General features: G+C 69.5%; 13 protein-coding genes and 4 pseudogenes. 7 read left to right on the top strand and 10 right to left on the bottom strand.

The window, feature by feature from the left end:
* Positions 1-182: 182 nt before the first annotated feature.
* Together ACIBVL_RS10645 and ACIBVL_RS10640 are read right to left on the bottom strand one after the other, a co-directional pair.
* The gene (locus tag ACIBVL_RS10645; protein ID WP_399095230.1) at positions 183-2,372 is read right to left on the bottom strand and encodes a SpoIIE family protein phosphatase; all 2,190 of its coding nucleotides are present in this window, start codon (positions 2,370-2,372) and stop codon (positions 183-185) included.
* Between the two features lie 461 nt (positions 2,373-2,833).
* Positions 2,834-3,106 (bottom strand): MarR family transcriptional regulator, encoded by a 273-nt coding sequence (locus tag ACIBVL_RS10640; RefSeq protein ID WP_399095227.1) that lies wholly within the window; start codon positions 3,104-3,106, stop codon positions 2,834-2,836.
* 10 nt (positions 3,107-3,116) lie between these two features.
* Here ACIBVL_RS10640 and ACIBVL_RS10635 point away from each other — a divergent pair.
* Positions 3,117-3,321: pseudogene (locus ACIBVL_RS10635) on the top strand (alpha/beta hydrolase); the annotation flags it as partial.
* A 415-nt stretch (positions 3,322-3,736) separates the two neighbouring features.
* On the opposite strand, the pseudogene ACIBVL_RS10630 reads toward ACIBVL_RS10635, so the two are convergent.
* From ACIBVL_RS10630 to ACIBVL_RS10620, 3 pseudogenes are all read right to left on the bottom strand, one after another.
* Positions 3,737-4,473 (bottom strand): annotated as a pseudogene (locus ACIBVL_RS10630) (tyrosine-type recombinase/integrase); the annotation flags it as partial.
* 38 nt (positions 4,474-4,511) lie between these two features.
* A pseudogene (locus tag ACIBVL_RS10625) lies at positions 4,512-5,273 on the bottom strand (nuclear transport factor 2 family protein); the annotation flags it as partial.
* Between the two features lie 30 nt (positions 5,274-5,303).
* Positions 5,304-6,239 (bottom strand): annotated as a pseudogene (locus ACIBVL_RS10620) (NADP-dependent oxidoreductase); the annotation flags it as partial.
* Positions 6,240-6,326: 87 nt separating this feature from the next.
* Between ACIBVL_RS10620 and ACIBVL_RS10615 the strand changes: the two are divergent.
* Together ACIBVL_RS10615 and ACIBVL_RS10610 are read left to right on the top strand one after the other, a co-directional pair.
* Positions 6,327-7,337: a GlxA family transcriptional regulator gene (locus tag ACIBVL_RS10615; RefSeq protein WP_399095224.1), complete on the top strand. Its 1,011-nt coding sequence runs from the start codon at positions 6,327-6,329 to the stop codon at positions 7,335-7,337.
* A complete protein-coding gene (locus ACIBVL_RS10610) occupies positions 7,282-8,346 on the top strand; it encodes a hypothetical protein (RefSeq protein WP_399095220.1) in 1,065 nt (354 codons plus the stop codon). The genes ACIBVL_RS10615 and ACIBVL_RS10610 overlap by 56 nt, the downstream gene beginning before the upstream one ends.
* Positions 8,347-8,612: 266 nt before the next feature.
* Here the strand turns inward: ACIBVL_RS10610 and ACIBVL_RS10605 are convergent, their stop codons facing one another.
* On the bottom strand, positions 8,613-9,032 hold the full coding sequence (locus tag ACIBVL_RS10605; protein WP_399095217.1) for a PIN domain nuclease: 420 nt from the start codon (positions 9,030-9,032) through the stop codon (positions 8,613-8,615).
* The gene (locus ACIBVL_RS10600) at positions 9,032-9,286 is read right to left on the bottom strand and encodes a type II toxin-antitoxin system VapB family antitoxin (protein WP_045563117.1); all 255 of its coding nucleotides are present in this window, start codon (positions 9,284-9,286) and stop codon (positions 9,032-9,034) included. Before ACIBVL_RS10600 ends, ACIBVL_RS10605 begins: the two co-directional genes overlap by 1 nt.
* 887 nt (positions 9,287-10,173) lie before the next feature.
* Here ACIBVL_RS10600 and ACIBVL_RS10595 point away from each other — a divergent pair.
* Complete coding sequence (locus ACIBVL_RS10595) at positions 10,174-11,751, top strand: S8 family peptidase (RefSeq protein ID WP_399095213.1); 1,578 nt, start codon at positions 10,174-10,176, stop codon at positions 11,749-11,751.
* A gap of 18 nt (positions 11,752-11,769) precedes the next feature.
* Here the strand turns inward: ACIBVL_RS10595 and ACIBVL_RS10590 are convergent, their stop codons facing one another.
* Positions 11,770-12,120 carry an FG-GAP repeat domain-containing protein gene (locus ACIBVL_RS10590; protein WP_399095210.1) on the bottom strand — a complete coding sequence of 117 codons (351 nt, stop codon included), beginning with the start codon at positions 12,118-12,120 and terminating at the stop codon, positions 11,770-11,772.
* Between the two features lie 74 nt (positions 12,121-12,194).
* Between ACIBVL_RS10590 and ACIBVL_RS10585 the strand changes: the two genes are divergently transcribed.
* From ACIBVL_RS10585 to ACIBVL_RS10575, 3 genes are all read left to right on the top strand, one after another.
* Entirely contained in the window at positions 12,195-12,905 is a 711-nt protein-coding gene (locus tag ACIBVL_RS10585; RefSeq protein WP_399095207.1) for a hypothetical protein, read from the top strand.
* Positions 12,906-13,214: 309 nt separating this feature from the next.
* Complete coding sequence (locus tag ACIBVL_RS10580) at positions 13,215-14,426, top strand: acyltransferase family protein (protein WP_399095204.1); 1,212 nt, start codon at positions 13,215-13,217, stop codon at positions 14,424-14,426.
* Positions 14,427-14,649: 223 nt separating this feature from the next.
* Positions 14,650-17,196 (top strand): hypothetical protein, encoded by a 2,547-nt coding sequence (locus ACIBVL_RS10575; protein ID WP_399095201.1) that lies wholly within the window; start codon positions 14,650-14,652, stop codon positions 17,194-17,196.
* Between the two features lie 98 nt (positions 17,197-17,294).
* Here ACIBVL_RS10575 and ACIBVL_RS10570 read toward each other — a convergent pair whose 3' ends face one another.
* Both ACIBVL_RS10570 and ACIBVL_RS10565 read right to left on the bottom strand, forming a co-directional pair.
* Positions 17,295-18,722 (bottom strand): phytoene desaturase family protein, encoded by a 1,428-nt coding sequence (locus ACIBVL_RS10570; RefSeq protein ID WP_399095198.1) that lies wholly within the window; start codon positions 18,720-18,722, stop codon positions 17,295-17,297.
* Positions 18,723-18,810: 88 nt separating this feature from the next.
* Positions 18,811-20,631: a DUF3556 domain-containing protein gene (locus tag ACIBVL_RS10565; RefSeq protein WP_399095195.1), complete on the bottom strand. Its 1,821-nt coding sequence runs from the start codon at positions 20,629-20,631 to the stop codon at positions 18,811-18,813.
* Positions 20,632-20,720: the final 89 nt, after the last annotated feature.

Genomic DNA, 20,720 nt, shown 5'->3' with positions numbered 1-20,720 from the left:
TCGTCCAGGCGGCAGCTCGCACCAGTCTCGTCCGTTTGGCCCGCCCTTCCTGTGCTGGAAGGGGGCGGTTCGTCGCGACCGTCACCGGGGCGTTCCCAGCTGAGCGACGCCGCCCGGACGTCTTCCCGCCTCCAGTCGGCCCGGACGCCGTAGGCCTCGAGCAGGGGGGCAATCGTGCTCATTCACAGGCCCATCGGGTCCCCGTCGGCTGGAAGCAGTTGTTCGGCCCAGATGACCTTTCCCTCGCGGTTGTGCCGTGTGCCCCAGCTGTGGGCGAGCGCCGCGACCAGTTGCAGGCCGCGGCCGCCTTCGTCGAAGACCTGGGCGCGGCGCAGGTGCGGGGCGGTGCTGCTGGCGTCGGAGACCTCGCACGTCAGAGTGGACTGGAGGATCATCCGCAGTTGGACGGGGGCTTTGCCGTAGCGGATGGCGTTCGTCACCAGTTCGCTGACCATGAGTTCCGTGGTGAAAGCCATGCCTTCCAGTTCCCAAGCAGCCAGCTGGGCGGATACGAACTTGCGCGCGTCCGAGACGACGGACGGATCGGAGGGGAGACCCAGCGCGGCGACGTGGTCGGCGTCCAGTGCCTGGGTGCGCGCCACGAGAAGTGCGACGTCGTCGGCGGGCCGGGTAGGCAAAAGTGCGTGGAGGATTGCGTCGCAGGTGTCCTCCAGCGAGGCTGGTGCCTGGGCGAGGACGTCACTCATCACCGCGAGGGCGGTGTCCACGTCGCGGGTGCGACTTTCGATGAGGCCGTCGGTGTACAGGGCCAGGAGACTGCCTTGTGGCAGTTCGAACTGGGCTGTTTCGAAGGGCAGCCCTCCCAGGCCAAGCGGCGGGCCGATCGGCACTTCCGGGAAGTCAACCGCACGGGAGGTTGAGCCGACTCGGCTGCGGGAGGTCAGGGGAGTGACGACGGCCGGTGGAACGTGTCCGGCGCTGGCGAGGGAACACAGGCGGGAGACGGGGTCGTAAACCGCGTAGAGGCAGGTGGCGCTGAACTCGTCCGCATTCCCTTCCTCCTCACGCTGCAGGCGGATGACCACGTCATTGAGGTGGGTGAGGAGATCGTCGGGCATCAGGTCGATGTCCGCGAAAGCACGGACAGCCGTCCGCAGTCTGCCCATCGTGGCGGAGGCGCGGAGGCCGCGGCCGACCACGTCGCCTACGACGAGGGCGACGCGGGCTCCGGAGAGCGGGATCACGTCGTACCAGTCGCCGCCCACGCCCGCGCGGGATCCGCAGGGCAAATAACGGCAGGCCGTCTCGACGGCCGCCTGTTCGGGCATCTGATGCTGGAGCAAGCTGCGCTGGAGCGTGAGCGCGGTGGAACGCTCCTGGGTGTAGCGGCGGGCGTTGTCGATGTAGACGGCCGCCCTGGACGCGATCTCCTGGGCCAGGAACAGATCTTCGTCGTCGAAGGGGTCCGCGGCCTGGTAGCGGAGGAATTGCGCGAGGCCCAATGGGACTCCGCGGGCCCACAGCGGAACCAAGAGCACGGAGCGGATGCCGAGGGTGCGAAGGGCACCGCCGTGGTCCGCAGGCGCCCCCAGCCATGTGGGAAGGCCCGAGGCTGTGACGCGGTACCGCAGGGGCTGTCCGGTGGCCAGCGCGCGGGCCGGCGCCGACTCCTCGGGGTAGACATGCGTCTGCCCTGTGTCGACTGCTGAATCGGGGCAGCCATCCAACACAGACCGCTGGGCGACCCGACGGACTACCAAAGGAGCGGCTTCCGGCTCCATGCCGTCTTCCTGGAACGCGGAGTCGAGTAGGTCGACGGTGACGAGATCGGCGAACCCATGGGTACCTACATCTGCCAGTTCCTGGGCGGTGCGGGTCGTGTCCAGGGTGGTCCCGATCAGTGTACCGGCCTCATTGATCATGATCAGCCGCCGCTGCAGCCAACGGTCACGTTCCCTCTGGTATGCCGCAACAGCCCCTTTCGCGGTGCGATCGACGTACTCGAAACCCATCATGCTGAATGCGATCGTCGCCTTGGTGATCGACTCCGGGGCCGTGGTGAGAGGGGCGGTCTCCTCAAGGAGCAGGCGAAGCATACTGGCGTGGACGAGTCGATAGATCCGTAGGAGCTTGCTGATGTGCACTCCGTGCTCAGCGAGTCGGCGAGCGAACTCGATGCCGGCAGGTGGCGTCGTCACGTCGGCCATGTCAATGCGGTTCTCGAGAATATCCAGAACGGCGGAGACGTGCTCGGACACGGCCCCTGGCAGCAGAGCGGCGATGTCCTCGTACTGCCACAGTTCGGGAAGCTCGCGCCGCAAGCGCTGCAGCATCACAGCGGTGAATTCATCCGTTCGGGGCTCGAGCCCTCGAGCGAGATCGCGAATGAATGCATGGGCGTCGGTTCCCACAAGGCAAATGTATGGGCAAACGATGTGTATGGGCACCTTGAAGGTGTGGGACCGAAGGTCCGATCTCTTTGACGAAGCGGCGCCGAGTCTCGGCTTCCAGCCCCGGTTCGGCCCACTCCGCATCACGCTCGGCGATGGAGCCCGCACGGGGTGCGACGAGGTGCTGCCGCAGGTACAGGTCGCGGAAGGTCACCGGCCCACGAGGGCCGGGAACCCGGTCTCCAGAAGTCTCCGGCACCGGCATAGGCGTCGATGAATTCCGCGGCCGCAGCGGGATCCTCGGTTGCGATGGCGGCGACCAGTCCCGACGTCGCCTCGTTGGCGATCTGAGCCGCGTGCAGCGGGCCGTTCGCGTTGTCGCCGGTCACGGTTGCGGCGCGTCGCGGGTCGAGCGACCACTCGTGCCCGTCGTACCCGCGGGGACGGGAGTGCGGGGGGAGGTACACCGCGACACCCAAGAGCTACAGGACTTCGAGAACGCCGGGCAGCCGGTCGTCGTGCACCGAAGGAGGTCCCGTCCGGCACCACCCCGAAGTACGCACGGCCGATGGCTTCGACGCGCACGATGGCATCCGGGTGTCGTGCTGGTCCTGCTCACGGGTGATGAGTTGCGTGGCTTCCACGGCACGGGCGACCTGGGAGGCGGTCACGGCGTCCATGCCCGCGTGCTCGGCGACCTCGCGTTGGCTGGGCGGCTCCCCATGACGGCCGAGCCACCATGTGCTGGCCGGCACGACGAACTGCGGCGGCCTGGGTGCCAGGACCGCTTTGCGGGCGGACTACGTGGACGAGCTCCTCCGGGTGGGAAGCCACCCCGGCTACCCGACCTTGCCCGGGCCCTGTACCAGAGCCTGCCCAGCCTCATGGCGGCCCGTTCGCGCTACCTCGAGGTCAAGGCCCCGAATTCACCCAGGTGCCAGGAGCGGGCCACTTCATCGCCTTGGAAAGGTCCTGCGTGCCGCTCAGCAGGATTTCCTCGGCGACGGCACCGACCCCGCAGCGCACCGACAACAGCGTCGGGGACTGTGGTGGCCCCCTTGTAGCAACTCGACAGGTGCGCCCAGTGTCTGAGGCCGCACCTGTGGGTGATCGGATCCGAGTCGGAGCTGTGGCGTAGCTCAGCCGCTCCGCCTCCTCGCCGGTGGACAGCCGGTGGACAGACGCCTTTGGACGGTGCGCCACGGGGTGGCACGGGTCAACCTGTCACACATGCTCTGATCAGCAAAAACGTCAGCAGACAGCACGACGAGGCACGAGGCAACACGATCACTCATGGTCTCGTAATGCGTAGGTCTCGGGTTCGAATCCCGAAGGCGGCTCTTTCTAAGCCCAGCCCAGACAGTGTCTGAGCTGGGCTTTCTCGTTCAGCGGATGCGGCGACGGCGGCGGGAGTGGGCCGCGCGGCTGTCCATGGTCTCAATTCTGGTCTCAACGGAGGGCTCCGGCTGAGGTTCCGGGGCGGGCGCCGGGCGGGGCATGAAGGTGTCGCCCATGCGGCGCATGGCGTCCTTCGACAGGTGCGATCGGCCCTGGACGTACCGGCGGGTCTGGCTGATCTGGGTGTGCCGCAGGATCTCCATGATCGTGGGGCATGTCGACCCCGAGTTCGTTCAGGATCGTCCCGGCGGTGTGGCGGCTTCCGTCGTACAGGCGGCGGTCGTCGATCCCTGCTTCCGCCAACAGCTTTTGGAATTCCTCCCAGTCCTGTCGGGGATCGAGCGGCCGGCCGTCCGGGCGGGTGAAGACCAGGTGGTGTTCCTGCCAGGTGTCCCCCCGGCCGCGTCGCGCGCTGATTCCTGCTGCGCCTTGTGCTCGCGCAGATAGGGGATGAACGGCGGCGGGATGGGCACGGCGTTCCGACTCTTTTTCGTCTTGGGTCGCGTGAAGACGAGACCGCCGTTCTTGCGGTCTGGGCACGCGCGGGCGTGGCTCATGCAGTCCTTCGGGCATGGCTTGGGGCACCCGCGCTTATAACCCTTGTGGGTCGTGCACTCCGGGGGCAGGGCTCGAACCGATGGAACTTGGCACCGCACCCGTGCGCGTCCTTGCAGCCGTGCCGCCACGTGAGGCGCTGAAGCTGCCACTCGGGGCGGAACAGCTCGTGGGGCTGGACACGATTCGCCCCGCCCCCGGCGGCTGTCAGAACATCGTGTTGTCGTTGGCGGCGGTCTCGGGCACGGCCTGTTCGGAGCTCCAGTGCTCGACGATCCTGGCATCGCGGACCCGGAAGAGGTCGATGACCGACCGGCCACGCTCGCCCGGCGCGTCGACGTAGTGGCTGTGCACGGCGACCAGGTCGCCTTCGGCGATGACGCGTTTCGGTGTGACACTCGACTGCGGGAACTTGTCGAAGTAGCTGCCCAGGTCGGCCTTGAGGCCGGCCGCGCCGTCGGAGATGTTCGGGCTGTGTTCGTGGTAGTCGGCGCCGACGTAGGCGTCGATGGCGGTCAGGTCCTTGCGGACCAGCAGCTGGTCGACGAACGCGGTGACCAGTTCCTTGTGGTAGGCGGTGAACCAGCGCTGCCCGACCGCGTCGGTCCGCGGCTCGCTGAGCGTGGCGAACATGTCGTTGCCGCTGGCCGTGGTGGCGGGCACTTCCTGAATGACGTCCCAGTGCTCGGCGATCTTGCCGTCCTGGAAGCGGAACAGGTCGAACACGGCCAGACCCGGGGTGCCCGGCACCATGACGTAGCGGGAGTGCAGCAGCACCAGATCGCCGTCGGTGATGATCCGGCGGGGCTCGAAGGCGGTCTGCGGAAACTGCTGTCGCATGCCGGCGCTGAAGTTCTTGAGGGCGTCGGCTCCGTCGGGCGCCAGGGGGTTGTGCTGGATGTAAAAATCGGGCCGCACGACCCGATCGACGATGGCCGTGTCGCCGCGGACGAACACGTCCTCCAGCAGTTGCTTGGCAAGTTGCGCCTTGCTGTCTCGGACGGTCAGCACGATCTTGCCGGTGGTGCGGCCGGTCTCGCCGAGCGTGTGCGCCTTCGCGGCCTCGGCGAGCGGGAAGGTGGCCTCGATGTGGGCGCGCAGTGCGCCGGTCTCGACGAGGGCGGCGATGGCCTGCATGCCGGCGTGGTCGGCCTCGACCAGCAGCGACTCGTAGCGGATCCCCCGCTCGGCGATCGCCGCCAGTTCGCCGGCGTCGACGGGTACCGGAAGGATCGAGACGAGGGTGCCGCCCGGGCGCAGCACGGCCACGGATCGGGCGCGGGCGGCGGAGTCACGGGAGATCGGGTCGAGGACCACGTCGATGTCGCTGAGCACCTCGGTGAAGTCGACGCTGTGGTAGTCGATGACCTCGTCGGCACCGAGGGATCGCAGGAAGTCGTGTTTGGCGGCGCTGGCGGTGCCGATCACGTACGCGCCGCGGTCCTTGGCGATCTGCACGGCGAGGTGACCGACGCCGCCGGCCGCCGCGTGGATCAGGACTCGCTGCCCGGCCCGGACCCCGGCGGTGTCGACCAGTGCCTGGTAGGCGGTCAGCGCGGCCAGCGGCAGCGCACCGGCCTGGACGTGGTCGATGCCGGCGGGCTTGTGCGTGAAGACGCGGGCCGGCCCGGTCACGTACTCGGCGTGCGAGCCGACTCCGCCCGGGTAGGGCAGCATGCCGAAGACCTCGTCGCCGGGCTTGAACAGCGTGACGCCCACGCCGACGGCCTCGACGACGCCGGAGACGTCCCAGCCGAGCACCAGCGGCATCCGGGCGATGGTCGCGGACTGGGCACGGTTCCCCCAGTCGGTCGGGTTGACCCCGGCCGCGTGGACGGCGACCAGGATCTCGCTCACCCCTGGCGCCGGTTTGGGCAGCAGGGTCTCCTGCAGCACGTCGGGGGCGCCGTAGGTGTTCTGGCTGATGGCTCGCATGGTTTCGGTGTCCGTCATGGGCCCAGCCTTGCCGCCGTCACAGGCAGCTACAATCGCGCGATCGCCAATTTTCGACGGGATCCTGCCATGGTCAAGGTGCACCGCGTCGTTGTCCTCGCCTCACACGGGGTGTACCCGTTCGACCTGGGCATTCCCCACCGCGTCTTCGGCGCCGCGGACGGCCGCTACGAGGTCGTGACCTGCACCATCGACGGTCGCCCGGTGCGCACCAACGCGGACTACTCCATCACCGTCGATCATGGCCCGGAGGCGTTGCGCACCGCCGACACCGTCATCATCCCACCGTTCCACACCGGCAACCCCAGCCGTCAAACGCCGGTCGACCTGGCGCAAGTCCTCGCGTACGTGGCCCCCGGCACCCGGATCGTGTCCACCTGCACCGGCGCCTTCGTGCTGGCCGCGGCGGGGCTGCTCGACGGGCACCGGGCCACCACGCACTGGCACGCCACGGGCCTCTTCCGGGAGTGGTACCCGCAGGTGGAACTCGACCCGAACGTCCTGTTCGTCGACGAAGGCGACGTGCTGACCTCGGCCGGTGCCGCTGCCGGCATCGATGTCTGCCTGCACCTTGTCCGCAAGGACCACGGCAGCGAGATCGCCAACCGTGTGGCCCGCACCTGCGTCGTCCCCCCGTGGCGCGACGGAGGCCAGGCGCAGTACATCGAACACCCGGTTCCCGATGCAACGGCGAACGACACGTCCGCCGCCCGGCAGTGGGCGCTGCAGAACCTGCACAAGCCGCTGACTCTGAGCGACCTTGCCGAGCAGTCGAACATGAGCCAGCGCACCTTCGGCCGCCGCTTCAAAGAAGAAGTCGGCTTGAGCCCCGGACGCTGGCTCATCCAGCAACGCGTCGACCGGGCCCGGCAGTTGCTGGAATCCACCGACCTGCCGGTCGACGAGATCGCCGGCCAGGTCGGCTTCGCCGGCGGCGCCTCGCTGCGCGAACACCTGCACGCCGCTATCGGCGTCACACCACTGGCCTACCGGCGGACCTTCCGAGGCGCACCGGCAACGAGCCGTGCCGCCGCGGCGGATGCTCGGCGGGACGGGCAAGCATGTCGCCCTGGACCGTAAAATTATTGGGGGAGAGTTGGTCGTCGAGCACGCCGGGCAGGAGTGCGCCTACCGCGCCTCGGAGACGGATCTGACCCTCGTCGCCTTCTATGCCGACTGCCGGCACCAGGTCACTCCGGTCCGATCCGGGTACCGGGTGACGCTCACCTTCAACCTGCTCGCCGAGCCGGGGACTTGGGCGGAGGTGTCCGGACCGCTGGCGGAACTGGCACACAGTCTGGGCCGGCACTTCGGCTCGCCCGCCAAGCCGCGCTACGGCACCCGCGAGTTGGATCCGCCGACCCGGCTCGTGTACCTGCTCGATCACGAGTACACCCAGCGGGGTTTGAGCTGGGAGCGGCTCAAGGGCGCCGACGCGGAGCGTGCCGCTTTGCTGCGCGCCGCTGCCGGGCAGGCGGGGTGCGAGTCGGTGCTCGCCCTGGCCGAGGTGAAGGAGACCTGGGATGCCTGTCCCGAAGGGGCCGATCCCTGGGGCGACTACGGGTACGACGAGAATGAGGACGGCGATGCGGGCGAGGACGGGGGCTACGTCCTCCAGGAGCTGGTCGACGACGAGATCACCCTGGGCTGGTGGACCGGTCCGGACGGCCCCGGTGGCGAGGAGATCTCGTTGCGGGTTCAGGACTACGAGGTGTGCGCGAGCACCGCGAGCGCGGACCTGACGCCCTACGACTCCCAGTACGAGGGCTACAGGGGCAACTACGGCAACACGCTGGACCGGTGGTACCGGCGGGCCGCGGTCGTCGTGCCTGATGCCGCTGCTGCGACGCGCCGCGGAGGCGAGCACGGCGGCCGAGTGGGGCGTGGCGGGGCTCGCGCGGGACTGCGCGGACCGGCTGCGAGCTGTGCAGTGTTCTCGGTGCGTTCCTCGGCTCCCGGTCGCGGCGGGTCCACGAATGGCCGCTGGCGAAGGAGGGGCAGCGGCATGTGCACACCAGGATCGACTCGGCCGAGCTGCCGGTGCGCCACCAGACCAGGCGGCAGGGGCGCCCGTACACGCTGGTACTGACGAAGACCCAGGAACTGTTCACCCGTGAACAGAGGGTACGCAGCCAAGCCACGGCGGACCTGGCACGGCTGATGTCGCTGCGGAACGGATGAATGCGGCTTCCGGCTCGGCAGCCTCGTCGGGCAGGTACGACCTGGCCGACGTGCGCGGCCACGGCCACTCCGGCGGGCGACCAGCGCGCTGACGCAGGCCGGCTGCCACACCCCCAGCGACCGCTCGATGAGGGACACCAGACAACTCATTGGAGGTGGGGAAGGCCGACATGCTCATCGGTCGGCGGTGCCGGGCGGGACGACCCATTCGGTGGGTTGGCCGGTGAGGGAGGCGATCATGTCGAAGTCTCCGTCGTAGTGGAGGACCGTTCGCCGGTTCAGTTCCGCTGTGGCGGCGATCAGCAGGTCGGGGAGGGACAGAGCGCGGTGGAAGCCTGCGTTGAGGGCATGGCGCTGGATCTCGAGAGCGCGGGCGAAGGCGTTGTCATCGGTGCGGAGGTAGTCGAAGGCGTGGAGCCAGGTGCTGATCCGTGCTGCTTCTGAGCCGTCCCGTGCGGAGTGGATCATCTCGAACTCGGTGGGCTGGCACACGGCGAGGAGGTAGCGCTCGTGCAGAGGCTTGAGCACCTCCTTGACGCTCGACTTCGTCCAGCGAGCGAGGGCGGACTTGTCGATCAGGTAGTGGTCCTGCATCAGGCGGCCCGGCCTCCGTCGCGGTCGCCGTTGTGCTTGAGGGAGCCGTCTGCGTTGCGGGGGCCGGTGTTCTCGACGATCTCGCTGAAGTCGAGCTCGCCGGCGTCCATGGCGTCGAAGCCCTCCTGCCGCAGGTGCCTCTTGACGGCGTCTTCCATGGCGAGGCGGACGGCTTTGGCCTTCGTTTTAGTCCCGAAGATACGCATGGCCTCGGTGACCATGTCTTCATCGAGGTCGATGACGGTTCTGGCCATTGGCTGGTCCCTTCGCAGATGCTCCTGTCGGTGAAACGATACCATCTATCGGCTGTGGTAGATATCGTTTTGATCAGGGGTCTCGTCGTGGATGGAGGCTGCGGCGTCAACTGTGAAGTGCCGCGCGGTCGCTTTTTATAGGAAATGGGCAGTCGCCCTCATGCGGGGCTCCGTCCGTGGCAGGGGTTTCGTCGGGAGTGATGGGGCGGCTAGAGGTGGTCGGCCGGCGGCCCCGCCGGTGGACAGCCGATGGACAGACGCCTTTGGACGGTGCATCTCGGGTTGGCACGGGTCAACATGTTGCACGTGCACTGATCAGGCGGAACGTCACTGGGTGGCACGACGAGGCACTACGCGACACGAATGCTCATGATCTCGTGATGCGTAGGTCTCGGGTTCGTCTGTTTTTCTGATCTTGGAATGTGTGCACGAAGTACTTCGGTCGTCTGTGTATGTCATGCGTAGGTCGCGATTCCGCGAGCTGTCGCCGACGGTCCATCACACGGAGTTGACCTGGGATTTTGATGCATTGCGCCCTCGGGGTGGTCTTGTTGGCCGTGGCTCCGGTGGACAGCCGGTGACGGGCGTGCTTGATACTCCGTCCGGCCGGGGGAGGAGGACGGGAGTCGTCCTGTTGTGGCTTTGTGGCAGACGTGGACTTTGGCGCCTCCCCAACCCAGCCAAGCGCCCGGGCACCCCGCTGAGCGCGTCCGCCGCCGAGCCGACGGCCCTGGAGCGCCGCGACCCGGCCGCCGACGCCTGACCGACGGCCCGAGGGGACCGCCGACCCGCAGCGAGCGGCGCTCTTGTGCGCCAGGGGGTCCTGCGTCAGGCTTCTCACCGGAACAGGAAATTGACATGAGCATGCCTCTATGAAGGGCCCCCACATGCCCCTGACCCCTACCGCAAAAGCTGCGAAACGAAGACTGGCCGGCGCGCTGCTCCTGGCCCTCGGCCTCGGCTCCCTCTGGTCCGTACCCGCCACCGCCGCCGACCGGCCCACCCCTGCCGTCCAGGGCGCCGGCGCCCTGGACGCCGTCCCCGGCAGCTACATCGTCATCCTCGGCAAGGGCGCCGCCCGCGCCGCGTCCGTCGCCGGCAAGGCGCTCGCCGAGGAGTACGGCGCCGAGGTCGAGACCACGTACACGGCAGCCCTCAACGGCTACGCCGTCCACGCCTCAAAGGCGCAGGCCGAACGGCTGGCCGCCGACCCCGCCGTCGAGGCCGTCGTACAGAACCGGACCTTCCGGCTCGCCACCACGCAGGTCGCCCCGCCGTCCTGGGGCCTGGACCGCGTCGATCAGGCGGCCGTTCCGCTGGACGGCAAGTACACCCGCGACGACACCGAAGGCGAGGGCGTCACCGCGTACGTCCTGGACACCGGCGTGCGGATCACCCACGCCGACTTCGGCGGCCGGGCGTCCTACGGCTACGACGCCATCGGCAAGGACAACGTTGCCGACGACGACCACGGTCATGGCACCCACGTCGCCGGCACGCTCGCGGGCACCGTCTACGGCGTCGCGAAGAAGGCGAAAATCGTCGCCGTAAAGGTGCTCAACAGACAGGGAACCGGGAGCACGGCGCAGATCGTCGCCGGGATCGACTGGGTGACCGCCAACGCGGTCAAGCCGGCCGTCGCCAACATGAGCATCGGCGGTCCCGGGGACACCGCCCTGGACACCGCCATCCGCAACTCCGTCGCCTCCGGCGTGACGTACGCCGTCGCCGCAGGCAACGAATCGGCGGACGCCTCAACCCGCTCGCCCGCCCGTATCACCGAGGCCATCACCGTCGGTGCCACCACCTCCGCCGACGCCAGGGCGAGCTACTCCAACTACGGCGCCTCCGTAGACCTGTTCGCCCCTGGCACCGCCGTCGTCTCCGACTGGCTGACCAGCGACAGCGCGGCGACCAGCCTCTCCGGCACGTCGATGGCGACCCCGCACGTCGCCGGGGCCGCCGCGCTCTTCCTCGCGGACCACCCGACGGCCACACCCGCCGAGGTGCAGAGCGCCCTGGTCGCCTCCGCCACCACCGGCGTCGTCACCGGCCCGGGGACCGGCTCGCCCAACCGGCTCCTGCGCGTCGGCCCGGGCACCGCCGTCGCGCCGCCCGCCGGCCCCCGCTTCGAGAACACCACCGACTACGCGATCAAGGACTTCGCCACCCTCGACTCACCGATCACCGTCACCGGAGTCACCGGCAACGCGCCCGCACAGCTCCAGGTCCCGGTGTCCATCCAGCACACCTTCATCGGCGACCTGGAGATCAGGCTGATCGCGCCGGACGGCACCGCCTACGACGCGAAGGCCCGCGCCACCGGCGGCAGCGACCACGACGTCAACGTCACCTATGTCGTCGACGCGTCCGCCAGGGCCGCGAACGGCACCTGGGTGCTGCGCGTCACCGACCGAAACCTCTTCAACTCGGGGACGCTCAGCTCCTGGGCCCTCCAGTTCTGACGTGAACCGCGGCGCCGGTCAGAAGATCGCCCCGTACGCCTGCCGGCCCGTCGCGATCTTCACCGGCGCCGCGAACGAACTCTTCCCGTTCCCGGTGCTGCGCCAGACGTTGCCCGACGTGTCACGGGAGACGACGTCCGCCCTGCCGTCGCCGGGGAGGTCGCCGACGCCCACCAGGGAGTCGTACGACGCGCCCCAGCGGTCGGCCACCTTCGCGCGGGCCGTGAAACCGCCGGTGCCGTTGCCGTCGTAGCGCCACAGGGTGTTGGACCTGTCCTGGGCGAGGAGGGCGGCGCGGCCGTCGCCGTCGAGGTCGCCCACCGCCACGACAAGTCCGTCGATGGTGAGGTCGCCCGGGTGGGTCAGCACGTCGTACTGCTTCCAGCCGGTGCCGAGCGAGGTGTACGGGTGGTGGGGGCGAAGGCAGGGCCGGGGCGTCGACCGTGCCCGGTGCGGGTTCCTCGACCGGTGCCGCGGTGCTCGCGCTGGGCCTGGGACTCGTCGTCCACTGGTTCCGCACCGCGATCGACTTCTTCTTCTCGGGTGACGCGAAGGAGATCAGCGACTCTTACGCGGTGGTCACCGAGACGTTCAGCGGCGGGCGGGAGGAATGGGTCGACGACGTCGGACGCGTCGCCAGCCGGCACGAGGGCCGCGGCGGTACCCACACCGGCCTGTCGGCGGCTCTCCTTGTCGGCGACCGGATCGCCGACCCGGCCTTCTGTGCCCGCCTGCTCGACTTCCTCGCCAACGCCCTCGACGGTGCCAACCCGGTCTTCGCACGCGTCGACCACCTGAACTTCCAGGACACCCCGGACCTGGAAGCGGCCCTGCGCCGGACCCACCGCAAGTACCTCAGTGAATCCCGCACCCACCTCCGCGGCTACTCCTGGATCACCGGCGTCCCGGCCGAAATCGCCGCCCGTCTCGGCGGCGCGCAGCGCCTCTCCGCCACCGGCGCCTTTCATGAGGTACGGGAGTTGCCCGGCGGCGGACTCCTCCTGCAGGCCATCGAGACCCTCGCGGGGTACGGCGACCGGGCGATGCGCGAGGTCTTCCGGGCCCTCGCCCCGGTCCTGCCACCGGGCATCCCGGAGCACGACCCCGCCCGCCCGGACCTCCGGGTGGTGTTCGAGGACGCGAGCGGCGTCTGAGGAGGACATGCTGAACCCCTGAACCCCTGAACCCCCAGGAGGCCCTCATCAAGCAGGTGGTCCCGGTCGTGAAGGCTCTCGCGGACTCATCGTCGGGCGCCCGGGCCGGAGCCGTGTTCGCGCCCTGTTGAACTGCTCAGCCGGACGCCACGTATCAGTCACCGTGGGGTGGCACCGCGGTGCCCGGCGTACTTCCAGGGAAACGGGTCGGCAGGCATGAGCCTGTCGTAGGTTGCATCGTGCAGGGACCGTCGAGGCGTTGGCGGCGTGCTGCAGACGCGGTGCTCAGAAAAGGGCTGAACGATTTCAGTGGATTCGAGCCGTCCGGTCAGTAGCGCTCTCGACCTGGCCGCCCCGGCGGGGCAGGAGGAGGAGGCGAGCGGGGCACACGTCCGTCCGCAGGTGCTGGGGCTGGATGGTCTCCGCGGCTTGGCGGCACTGTATGTGGTCCTGTTCCACTGCTGGTTGTACACGTTCCCGGGGTATCCCGACAGTTCGGCGCCTCCATGGCTGGACGGGCTGATGTTCGGGCGTCTCGCCGTCGTCTTCTTCCTGGTGCTGTCCGGCTTCTCCCTGGCGATCTCCCCGGCGCGTCACGGTTGGCGGTCGGGCGGCGTCGCCCAGTTCCTGCGCCGACGCGCCTGGCGCATCCTGCCCCCGTATTGGGCAGCGCTGGTCATGAGTCTGATCATTTCCTGGTTCGTGGTGCCCGCTTCACACTTCGGACCGCCTACGGGCTCGTCGGTTCTGGTGTTCGGCCTGCTCGCTCAGGACATGGTCACCGCACCGACACCCAACGGCGCGTTCTGGTCGATCGGAGTCGAGGCCGAGCTTTATCTGCTCTTTCCCCTTCTCCTGTTCGTCCGGCGGCGGTGGAGCGCGGCGGTCCTGGTCGCGTGCGTGACTCTTCCGGTGATCGCTCGTGGCCTGATGGCGGCCGACGCGTCTCCTGTGGAGGGCGCCAACTGGCTCGCTCCACACCTCGCTCCCGTGTTCGTCGCCGGCATGGTGGGCGCGGGAATCGTCGTCGCGTCGGACAGCGTCCGGCGCCTGCCCTGGGGATGGTTCGCCGTCCTGGCCGCCATGCCTGTCCTGGCTCTCGGTGTCGTCCGGGGGTCTGTCTGGACGGTGACCCACTACTTCTGGGTGGATCTCGCCGTCGCTCCCGCCATGACGATGCTGATTGCCGCGGTTGCCACCGGCAGACCCGCTGTCCTCGTACGGCTCCTCACCGCGCGGCCCATCAGGAGTCTGGGCAGCTTCTCCTACAGCCTCTACCTGATCCATCTGCCGATCGTCATGGCCGTGATCCGCCGGGTGGCACCGCATTTCGTATCGCCCGGCCTGCCCACATTCGGGTTCACGCTGATCGTGGCCCTGCCGGTTTCGGTGCTCGGGTCATGGCTTTTCTCCCGGATCTTCGAGATCCCTTTCAAGGGGAACAGGTCCTGGAAGTCCATGATCGCGCTGGGCCGTTCCCACCGGACCGGCAGGAGTGCGAGAGACCTCCAGCGGATCTGATGCTCGAGTTCGGTTCGTCGTCCATCCTGCAGACTCGCCGACGGATGTTCGTCGGCAGTGGCTGCGCCGAGCCCCTCTCCAGTGACTCCGGGCCCAAGTTGAGCCTCCGCTGTTTGAGTTGGCCGTTGTCGGGTCTGCGGAGGGTGACCTTCGCCCGGTAGTGGGCTGTTGTTCCTGGGCCGGGTCGTGGGTCGCGGTTCGGCGATAGCGTGGCGGGGCAAGCGTGCTGCGTACAGGTTGGGTGGGCGGGTACATGCGGATGCGGTTCGAGGCCGGGGCCGAGGAGGAGTTCGAGGCGGGGCGTGGGTTGTTGGTCGACCGGCTGGTTCGTTGGGCGGGGGAGCGGGGGCTGCCTGTGGACGGATTTCTGGCCGAGGCGGCGCTTGAGTACCGGCACCGGGCGACCGTTGACGGCCGGTTGGGGCTGTGGGAGCCGAGGCATGTGGAGGAGCTGCTGCTGGTCTGGTTGCCCGAGCAGGTCACCGAACTTCCCGGGGAGGAGCTCGGCGATGCGCCGGGCACGTTGCGCACGCTGCTGCGTTTTCTGCACGCCGCGCAGTTGGCGGATCCGCGCGGTCCCGCGCTGGAGGATTCCCTTGCCGCGGTCGAAGTGGCGGCGGAGGGGTATCCGGTGGCGATGGCGGACCGCGCCCGGTGGGGTTTGGCGAAGTTCTGGGCGACGATCGCTGCCGAGCAGGGCGTGGACGTCCTTGACGGGTCGGCGTTGCAACGGTTCGCGGAGCGGGCGCAGCGCGGCGAGGTCGTCTACGACCAGCAGGCCCTCGACGCGGTCATGGAACGGCGGTTGACCGGTCGTGCACTGGCCGGCGTGGTCCGGGCCGAGCCGCAACTGCCCGTGGTGTTGTCACCCGATGACGAACTGCGCCGACGGGCGGAGGCGTCTGCGGTGGTGGCGCAGTTGCGCGGGCTTGCCGAGTGGGTGGGGCGCGACGGCCGTGCGGTGACGGCGGCGGGGCGGCTGCGGATCGCCGACGCGCGCGAGCTGGTGGATGTACTGGGCACCGGCGACGAGGTCGAAGGCGTGCGCTCCTCGGCCGATCTGCCGCGGTTGGGGCTGCTGGTGGAGTGGGCGAAGAAGGCGCGGCTGGTCCGGGTGGCCAAGGGACGGCTGTATGCGGTGGCCAAGGCCCGGCCGGTGCTCGTCGACCCTCTTCAGCTGTGGCTGCGTGCCTTCGGCGCGTGCTTCGAGATGCGGCAGGCACTGATCGGGGCGCGCAGCGGGTTGCACGTCGAGTCGATGCTGTTCCATCTCTACGAGGAGGTGCTGGAGGATGTGCTGAACACGCTCTACAGCCTGCCGCACCCGATGCCCTGGCCACACCTGCGGGACTCCGTGCACCTGGCCTACCGCTCTCGGTTCCCGTTCGACGGCGGGGCGGACCTCCAGGGGAGGATGTGGTTCGAGCACGCTGACCGGGATCTGCGCACGGTGCTCGACGCGCTGGTGGACCTGGGGGCGATCGAGCGGCACACGGGTATGGCCGATCCGGTGTTCGTCGACGTTGACCTCTTCGATGCCGGAGACGAGCTGCCCCCGGACCTGCCGCCGGAGCTCGCGGAGCTGATGGACGTCGCGGGAGCGCCGAACGACGCGGCGGCACAGGAGCGCGCCCGTGCCCGGCGCGAGGAGCTGACCGCCGGGCCGGTCGAACTCATCCGTCTCACCGAGCTCGGCACCCGGGCCGTACGTCAGCGCCTGCTGGCGCTCGGCCGGGACGCACCGCTGGTCGGTGAACTGGCCGAGGCGCCGGCGGCCGGCCTGCTGGGGGTACTGGCCGAGGACTACGACCCGGACACGGCCCGTGCGGAGTTGGCCGGCTGGATGTCGGCCCGCGGTGAGAGGGATGCCGCAATGCGGCAACTCACCGACGCCGTACGGACCATGGACTTCCGTACGCGGGCGCAGGCGATGCTCGACGTACTTCTGACGGCGTTGCCGGACGGCGAGGGAGAACGGCTGCTGCGCGCGCTGCGTGGCGATGCCCGGCTGGCCCCGCTCGCCCTGAACTCGCTGGCGCACCAGGGACTGCTGTCCCCCGAGGACATGACCGATGCGGAGCATCTGCTGGTGCTCGCCGAGAGTCTGCTCCAGCTCGTGGAGCTGGCCGGTGGTGGGTACGGCGCCGGGGAGGCGCTGCGCGCCCAGGGTCCCGAGGTCATGGACGCGGTTGCCGCCGCGCTGGACTCCGCGCACCCGGACCGGGCGGGGCTGGAAGAACTCAGGCGGCTGGCGGCCCGGGCACCGCGCTCCCGGGCCGCGCTCCCGGGCCGCGCTCCCGGGCCGCGCGCCTCGGCCGTGGGCGGAAGCGCGGGCGCCGCGTCGGCAAGAGCGGCCGCAAGCGGCATCGCTGACCAGGACGGCACCGCCCACTCAGCGGGCGCGGGCGGCGTCGGCACAAGCACGGAGCGGGGAGTCGGATGGCCCTCGGCGCCGTACGTCCTCGTGGGGCGCGCCGCCGTCGGGGCGTGGCCGAGGAGTGGGACGAGGACGGGCTGCGGGCCGTGCGTGGCGCGCTCCATGGACAGGACCGGGCGGGGTTGCTCGCCGCGTCGCGCCGTGGCCCTGCGGGTGAGGTGCTGCGGGCACAGGCGGTCGCGCTGTTGTGGCTGCGCCGGGCGCCCCGCGCCGCCCTGGCCGGCGATGGTGTGGCCGTGGCCGTGGCCGTGGCCGTGGCTGCGGCGCAGGGGCTGCCGGGGGCGGCGGAGAGGGCGGCCTCGTTTCTCGGCGCGCTTCAGGAACGGGGTGTGATCCCGAACCGTGTCAGGGACCGGTTCCGTTCCGTGCGCGGTCCTGCGTCTGCGGAACGCCTGCAGGGTCGTTACCGCCGACCGGTCGCGTGTTCGGGGTTACGGGTGCGACGGGCCGTGGAGGTGGCGCAGGGCTCGGGTGGCGGCGTGGGCGCCGCACATCCCGTGGGCGCCGGGGCCGGGCGGGGTGGCCGCGGAGCACAGGTAGTGGCCGGGCACCCCGACGTCGTGGGGATGCAGGGTGGGGCGTGGGCCGAAGAGCAGTTGGGGGATGTCCTTGGCGCCGGTCATGATGTCGCCGCCGACGTAGTTCGGGTTGTACTCGGCGAATCCGGGCGTGGTGCGCGTGGCGGTGCCGACGATGCGGTCCCGGAACCCCGGGGCGAACCGCTCGATCTGGGCGGTGATCGCTTCGGTGGCGTCGCCGGAGTAGCCGTTCGGGACGTGGGCGTACGTCCATACCGGGTGCACGTTGCCCACCGACCGCCGCGGGTCGGCGAGGTACTGCTGGCCGACCAGGACGAACGGGCGGTCGGGCATGTGCCCGGCGTGGATGGCACGTTCGGTGGCGGCGATCTCGGCGAAGGTGCCTCCGACGTGCACGGTGCCGGCGCGACGCGCCGCTCGGGCGGTCCAGGGGACTCCGCCTTCCACCGCGAAGTCGACCTTGAACGCCCCCGGGCCGTGGCGGAATCTCCGGTAGGCCCGGGCGACGCGCGGCGGCAGCCGGTCGCCCATGATGTCCGCCAGGGCGGTGGGGGCCACGTCCCAGACGGTCACGTCCGCAGGCGGCAGGTCCCGGGCCGACACCACCCGGACGCCGGTCTCGATCTTCCCGCCGAGACCGAGCAGCAGCGCCGCCATGGCCTCGGTGATGCGGCGCGATCCCCCTTCGGCGACGGCCCAGCCGTGCCGGTGTCCCGCGGTGAGGATGCCGAGTCCGATGCTGGCGCTGAGCGGCCGGTGGAGTGGGCGGAAGGCGTGTGCGGCGGCCCCGCCGAAGAGAGCCCTGGCCTCTTCGGTGGAGAAGAGCTTCGCCAGGAGCGTCGCGGGGGCGAGCGCCGGCGTGCCGAAGCGGGCGAGGTGGACGGGGTGCCGTGGCAGGTGCAGGAGCGGGCCGAGGATGTCGTCGCTCCAGGTGTCGTACGCCGCCGACGGGCCGTTGAACAGCCACCGCCAGAGTCGGCCGTCGGTGCCGAGGCCGGCGGCGGTCTCGGCGACCGAGCGGTGCAGGACCCCGGCTGTGCCGCCGTCGAGCGGATGTGCGCAGTCGATCTCCGGCCACGCCCACCTCAGCCCGTGGCGGCCCAGGTCGAGGGAGCGCAGGAACGGTGATCCGACGGCCATCGGGTGGACGGCCGAGCAGTGGTCGTGCAGCAGCCCGGGAAGGATCGCCTCGCTCGAGCGCGCGCCTCCGCCGATCTCGTCGGCTGCCTCCAGCACCGTGACCTGTACATCCGCCCGGGCCAGGGCGATGGCGGCGGCGAGGCCGTTGGGGCCGGCGCCGACCACGGTCGCTGTACTCATGTCGTCCTGCCTTCGCGGAGACGTCCGTGGGGTGGAGCCTGGTCGGGGACCGGAACAAGGGCCCGCCGCCGTGGGTACGGAGGTGCCCTCATCCTCCCTGCGGCGTCAGACCTTCCGCCACCGCGGACCGCGTGACCGGCGCCGCGGCCGACTCGCTGCGGGTCCAGGTGACGTCGAGCGGGATCGGGCCGTTCGGCAGCCACGGCTGCTCCTCGACCGCGTCGGCGACCTTCCATGTGCCTCGTTCGATCACTCCCAGCGCGGCGTCGATCACCTGGTAGTGCTGGGTCCCGCGGTGGATGGCCTGCGACTCCACCCAGACGACGATCCACTCCCCGGGGGCGAACCCGACCCGGGACTGTACGGCGTCGATCAGGTCGATGTTGTGCAGATGACCGTCGCCGAAGTTGAACCCGATCAGCGAGTTGCATCCGAACTCGGCTTCGCGCACCGTGCGCTGATCCAGGTCCGGAAAGTTCTTCAGCAGGACCGAGAACAGGCCGCGGCCCTGGCTGTGCATCGACCGCCAGGCGATCGTCTGCTGCATGGTGATCTCCGCGACCGCCGGCGGATAGCCCATCGCCCGGAGCTGGTCGACCTGGTTCCGCGTCGGCCGGTGCGGCAGGGAGTTGAGCTTCTCCTCCGCGCCCGGTGCGAAGACCCACAGCGCGGAGGCCCAGTTGCCCGCGTACTGGCGCATCGAGGGCAGGAACGACACCAGGTCGGGACGCAGATTGCCCAGGACCGGGAAGAACAGCAGCGCGGCGGCGATCCCGGCGGCCAGCCACGGTGAGGACATGTCGCCGACGCCGTAGCCGTCCCGGGCCGGGAAGCCGAGGAACAGGAAGACCGACAGATAGGCGAAGAGGAGGTTCCACTCCAGCGGTACCGCCAGCGGGAAGGTGGAGGTGATGAACAGGTGGAACACGACCATCAGCAGCACTCCGGCGAGGGTGAGCCAGTGGTTCGTGGAGAGGAGCAGGACCAGCGGAGTGATGACCTCGACGGTCGTGCCGCCGATGTGGGCCATGAACGACGAGACCTTCGACGGGCGGATGTCGCGGGGGAAGTCGCGATAGTGCAGCCGCTTGACCCGCTTCGACGGGACGCAGGGGCTGTTGGAGACCATGGGCGCGACGACGTTGGTGAAGTGCAGTCCGAACTTAGACATCCCGGCGCCGACCCAGACGACGCAGATCAGCAGCTTCGCGGCGACGATCATGTCGGTGAACGGCAGGACGGCGAAGAACACCAACGCCGGCAGGTACTGCTCGCCGCGGGCGGCCAGGAAGACTGTCTTGTCGCGCAGACCGTTCAGCACGTACAGCACGATCGGCGCGATGAGCAGGGCCGGGCGTACGAGCCCGGACGTGTTCTCCGGCAGCGCGTCGGCGAGTGACCCCGTCGACGTTCCCGGCAGCGCGATCGCGAGGAGCAGGGAAGCCAGGAAGGCAAGGTAGAGCAGGACGTCGGCCACGGTGCGACGGTCGCCGTTCGTGAACGGGACACGCTTCCAGGGCCGTAGCCGGATGGTGCCCGGCCGGGCCCAGAACAGGATTCCGCCGGTCATGGGCTTGAACTTGCCGGCGATGGGTCCCCAGGAACCCGCCGCACCGAGCGTCTCCAGGAAGACCGTCCACAGCACCAGCTTCTGGTACACGACCGGCTGGTTCCACCAGTGCACGACGTCCCAGAACGGTCCGGCCCCCGACGTCCAGGTCGCCAGTGCCGTCCCACCGAGAACGTAGAGGAACAGCACCTTGACCGCATAGATCGTGTGGATCATTTTCGGCGTACCGAAGCCGTACTCCACCCAGTGGAGTGCCAGCGCCTTCGTGCGTTCCATCAGCGGTTCCTCCAGGAAAGTTTCCTGGTCGACCGGCGGGAAATCGCCCGTTGTGAATCCCATGCTGCTCGCCTTTCTCATCGCCGTTTTCGGGCGTGGCGGTGCGCGCCCGGAAGTCTCGGGGCCGAGACCTCTGACGGGAATTCTTCGAA

The sequence above is a fragment of the Streptomyces sp. NPDC049687 genome, assembly GCF_044465285.1.
Taxonomy (GTDB): domain Bacteria; phylum Actinomycetota; class Actinomycetes; order Streptomycetales; family Streptomycetaceae; genus Streptomyces.
This window is presented reverse-complemented; position numbering and strand designations above follow the sequence as displayed.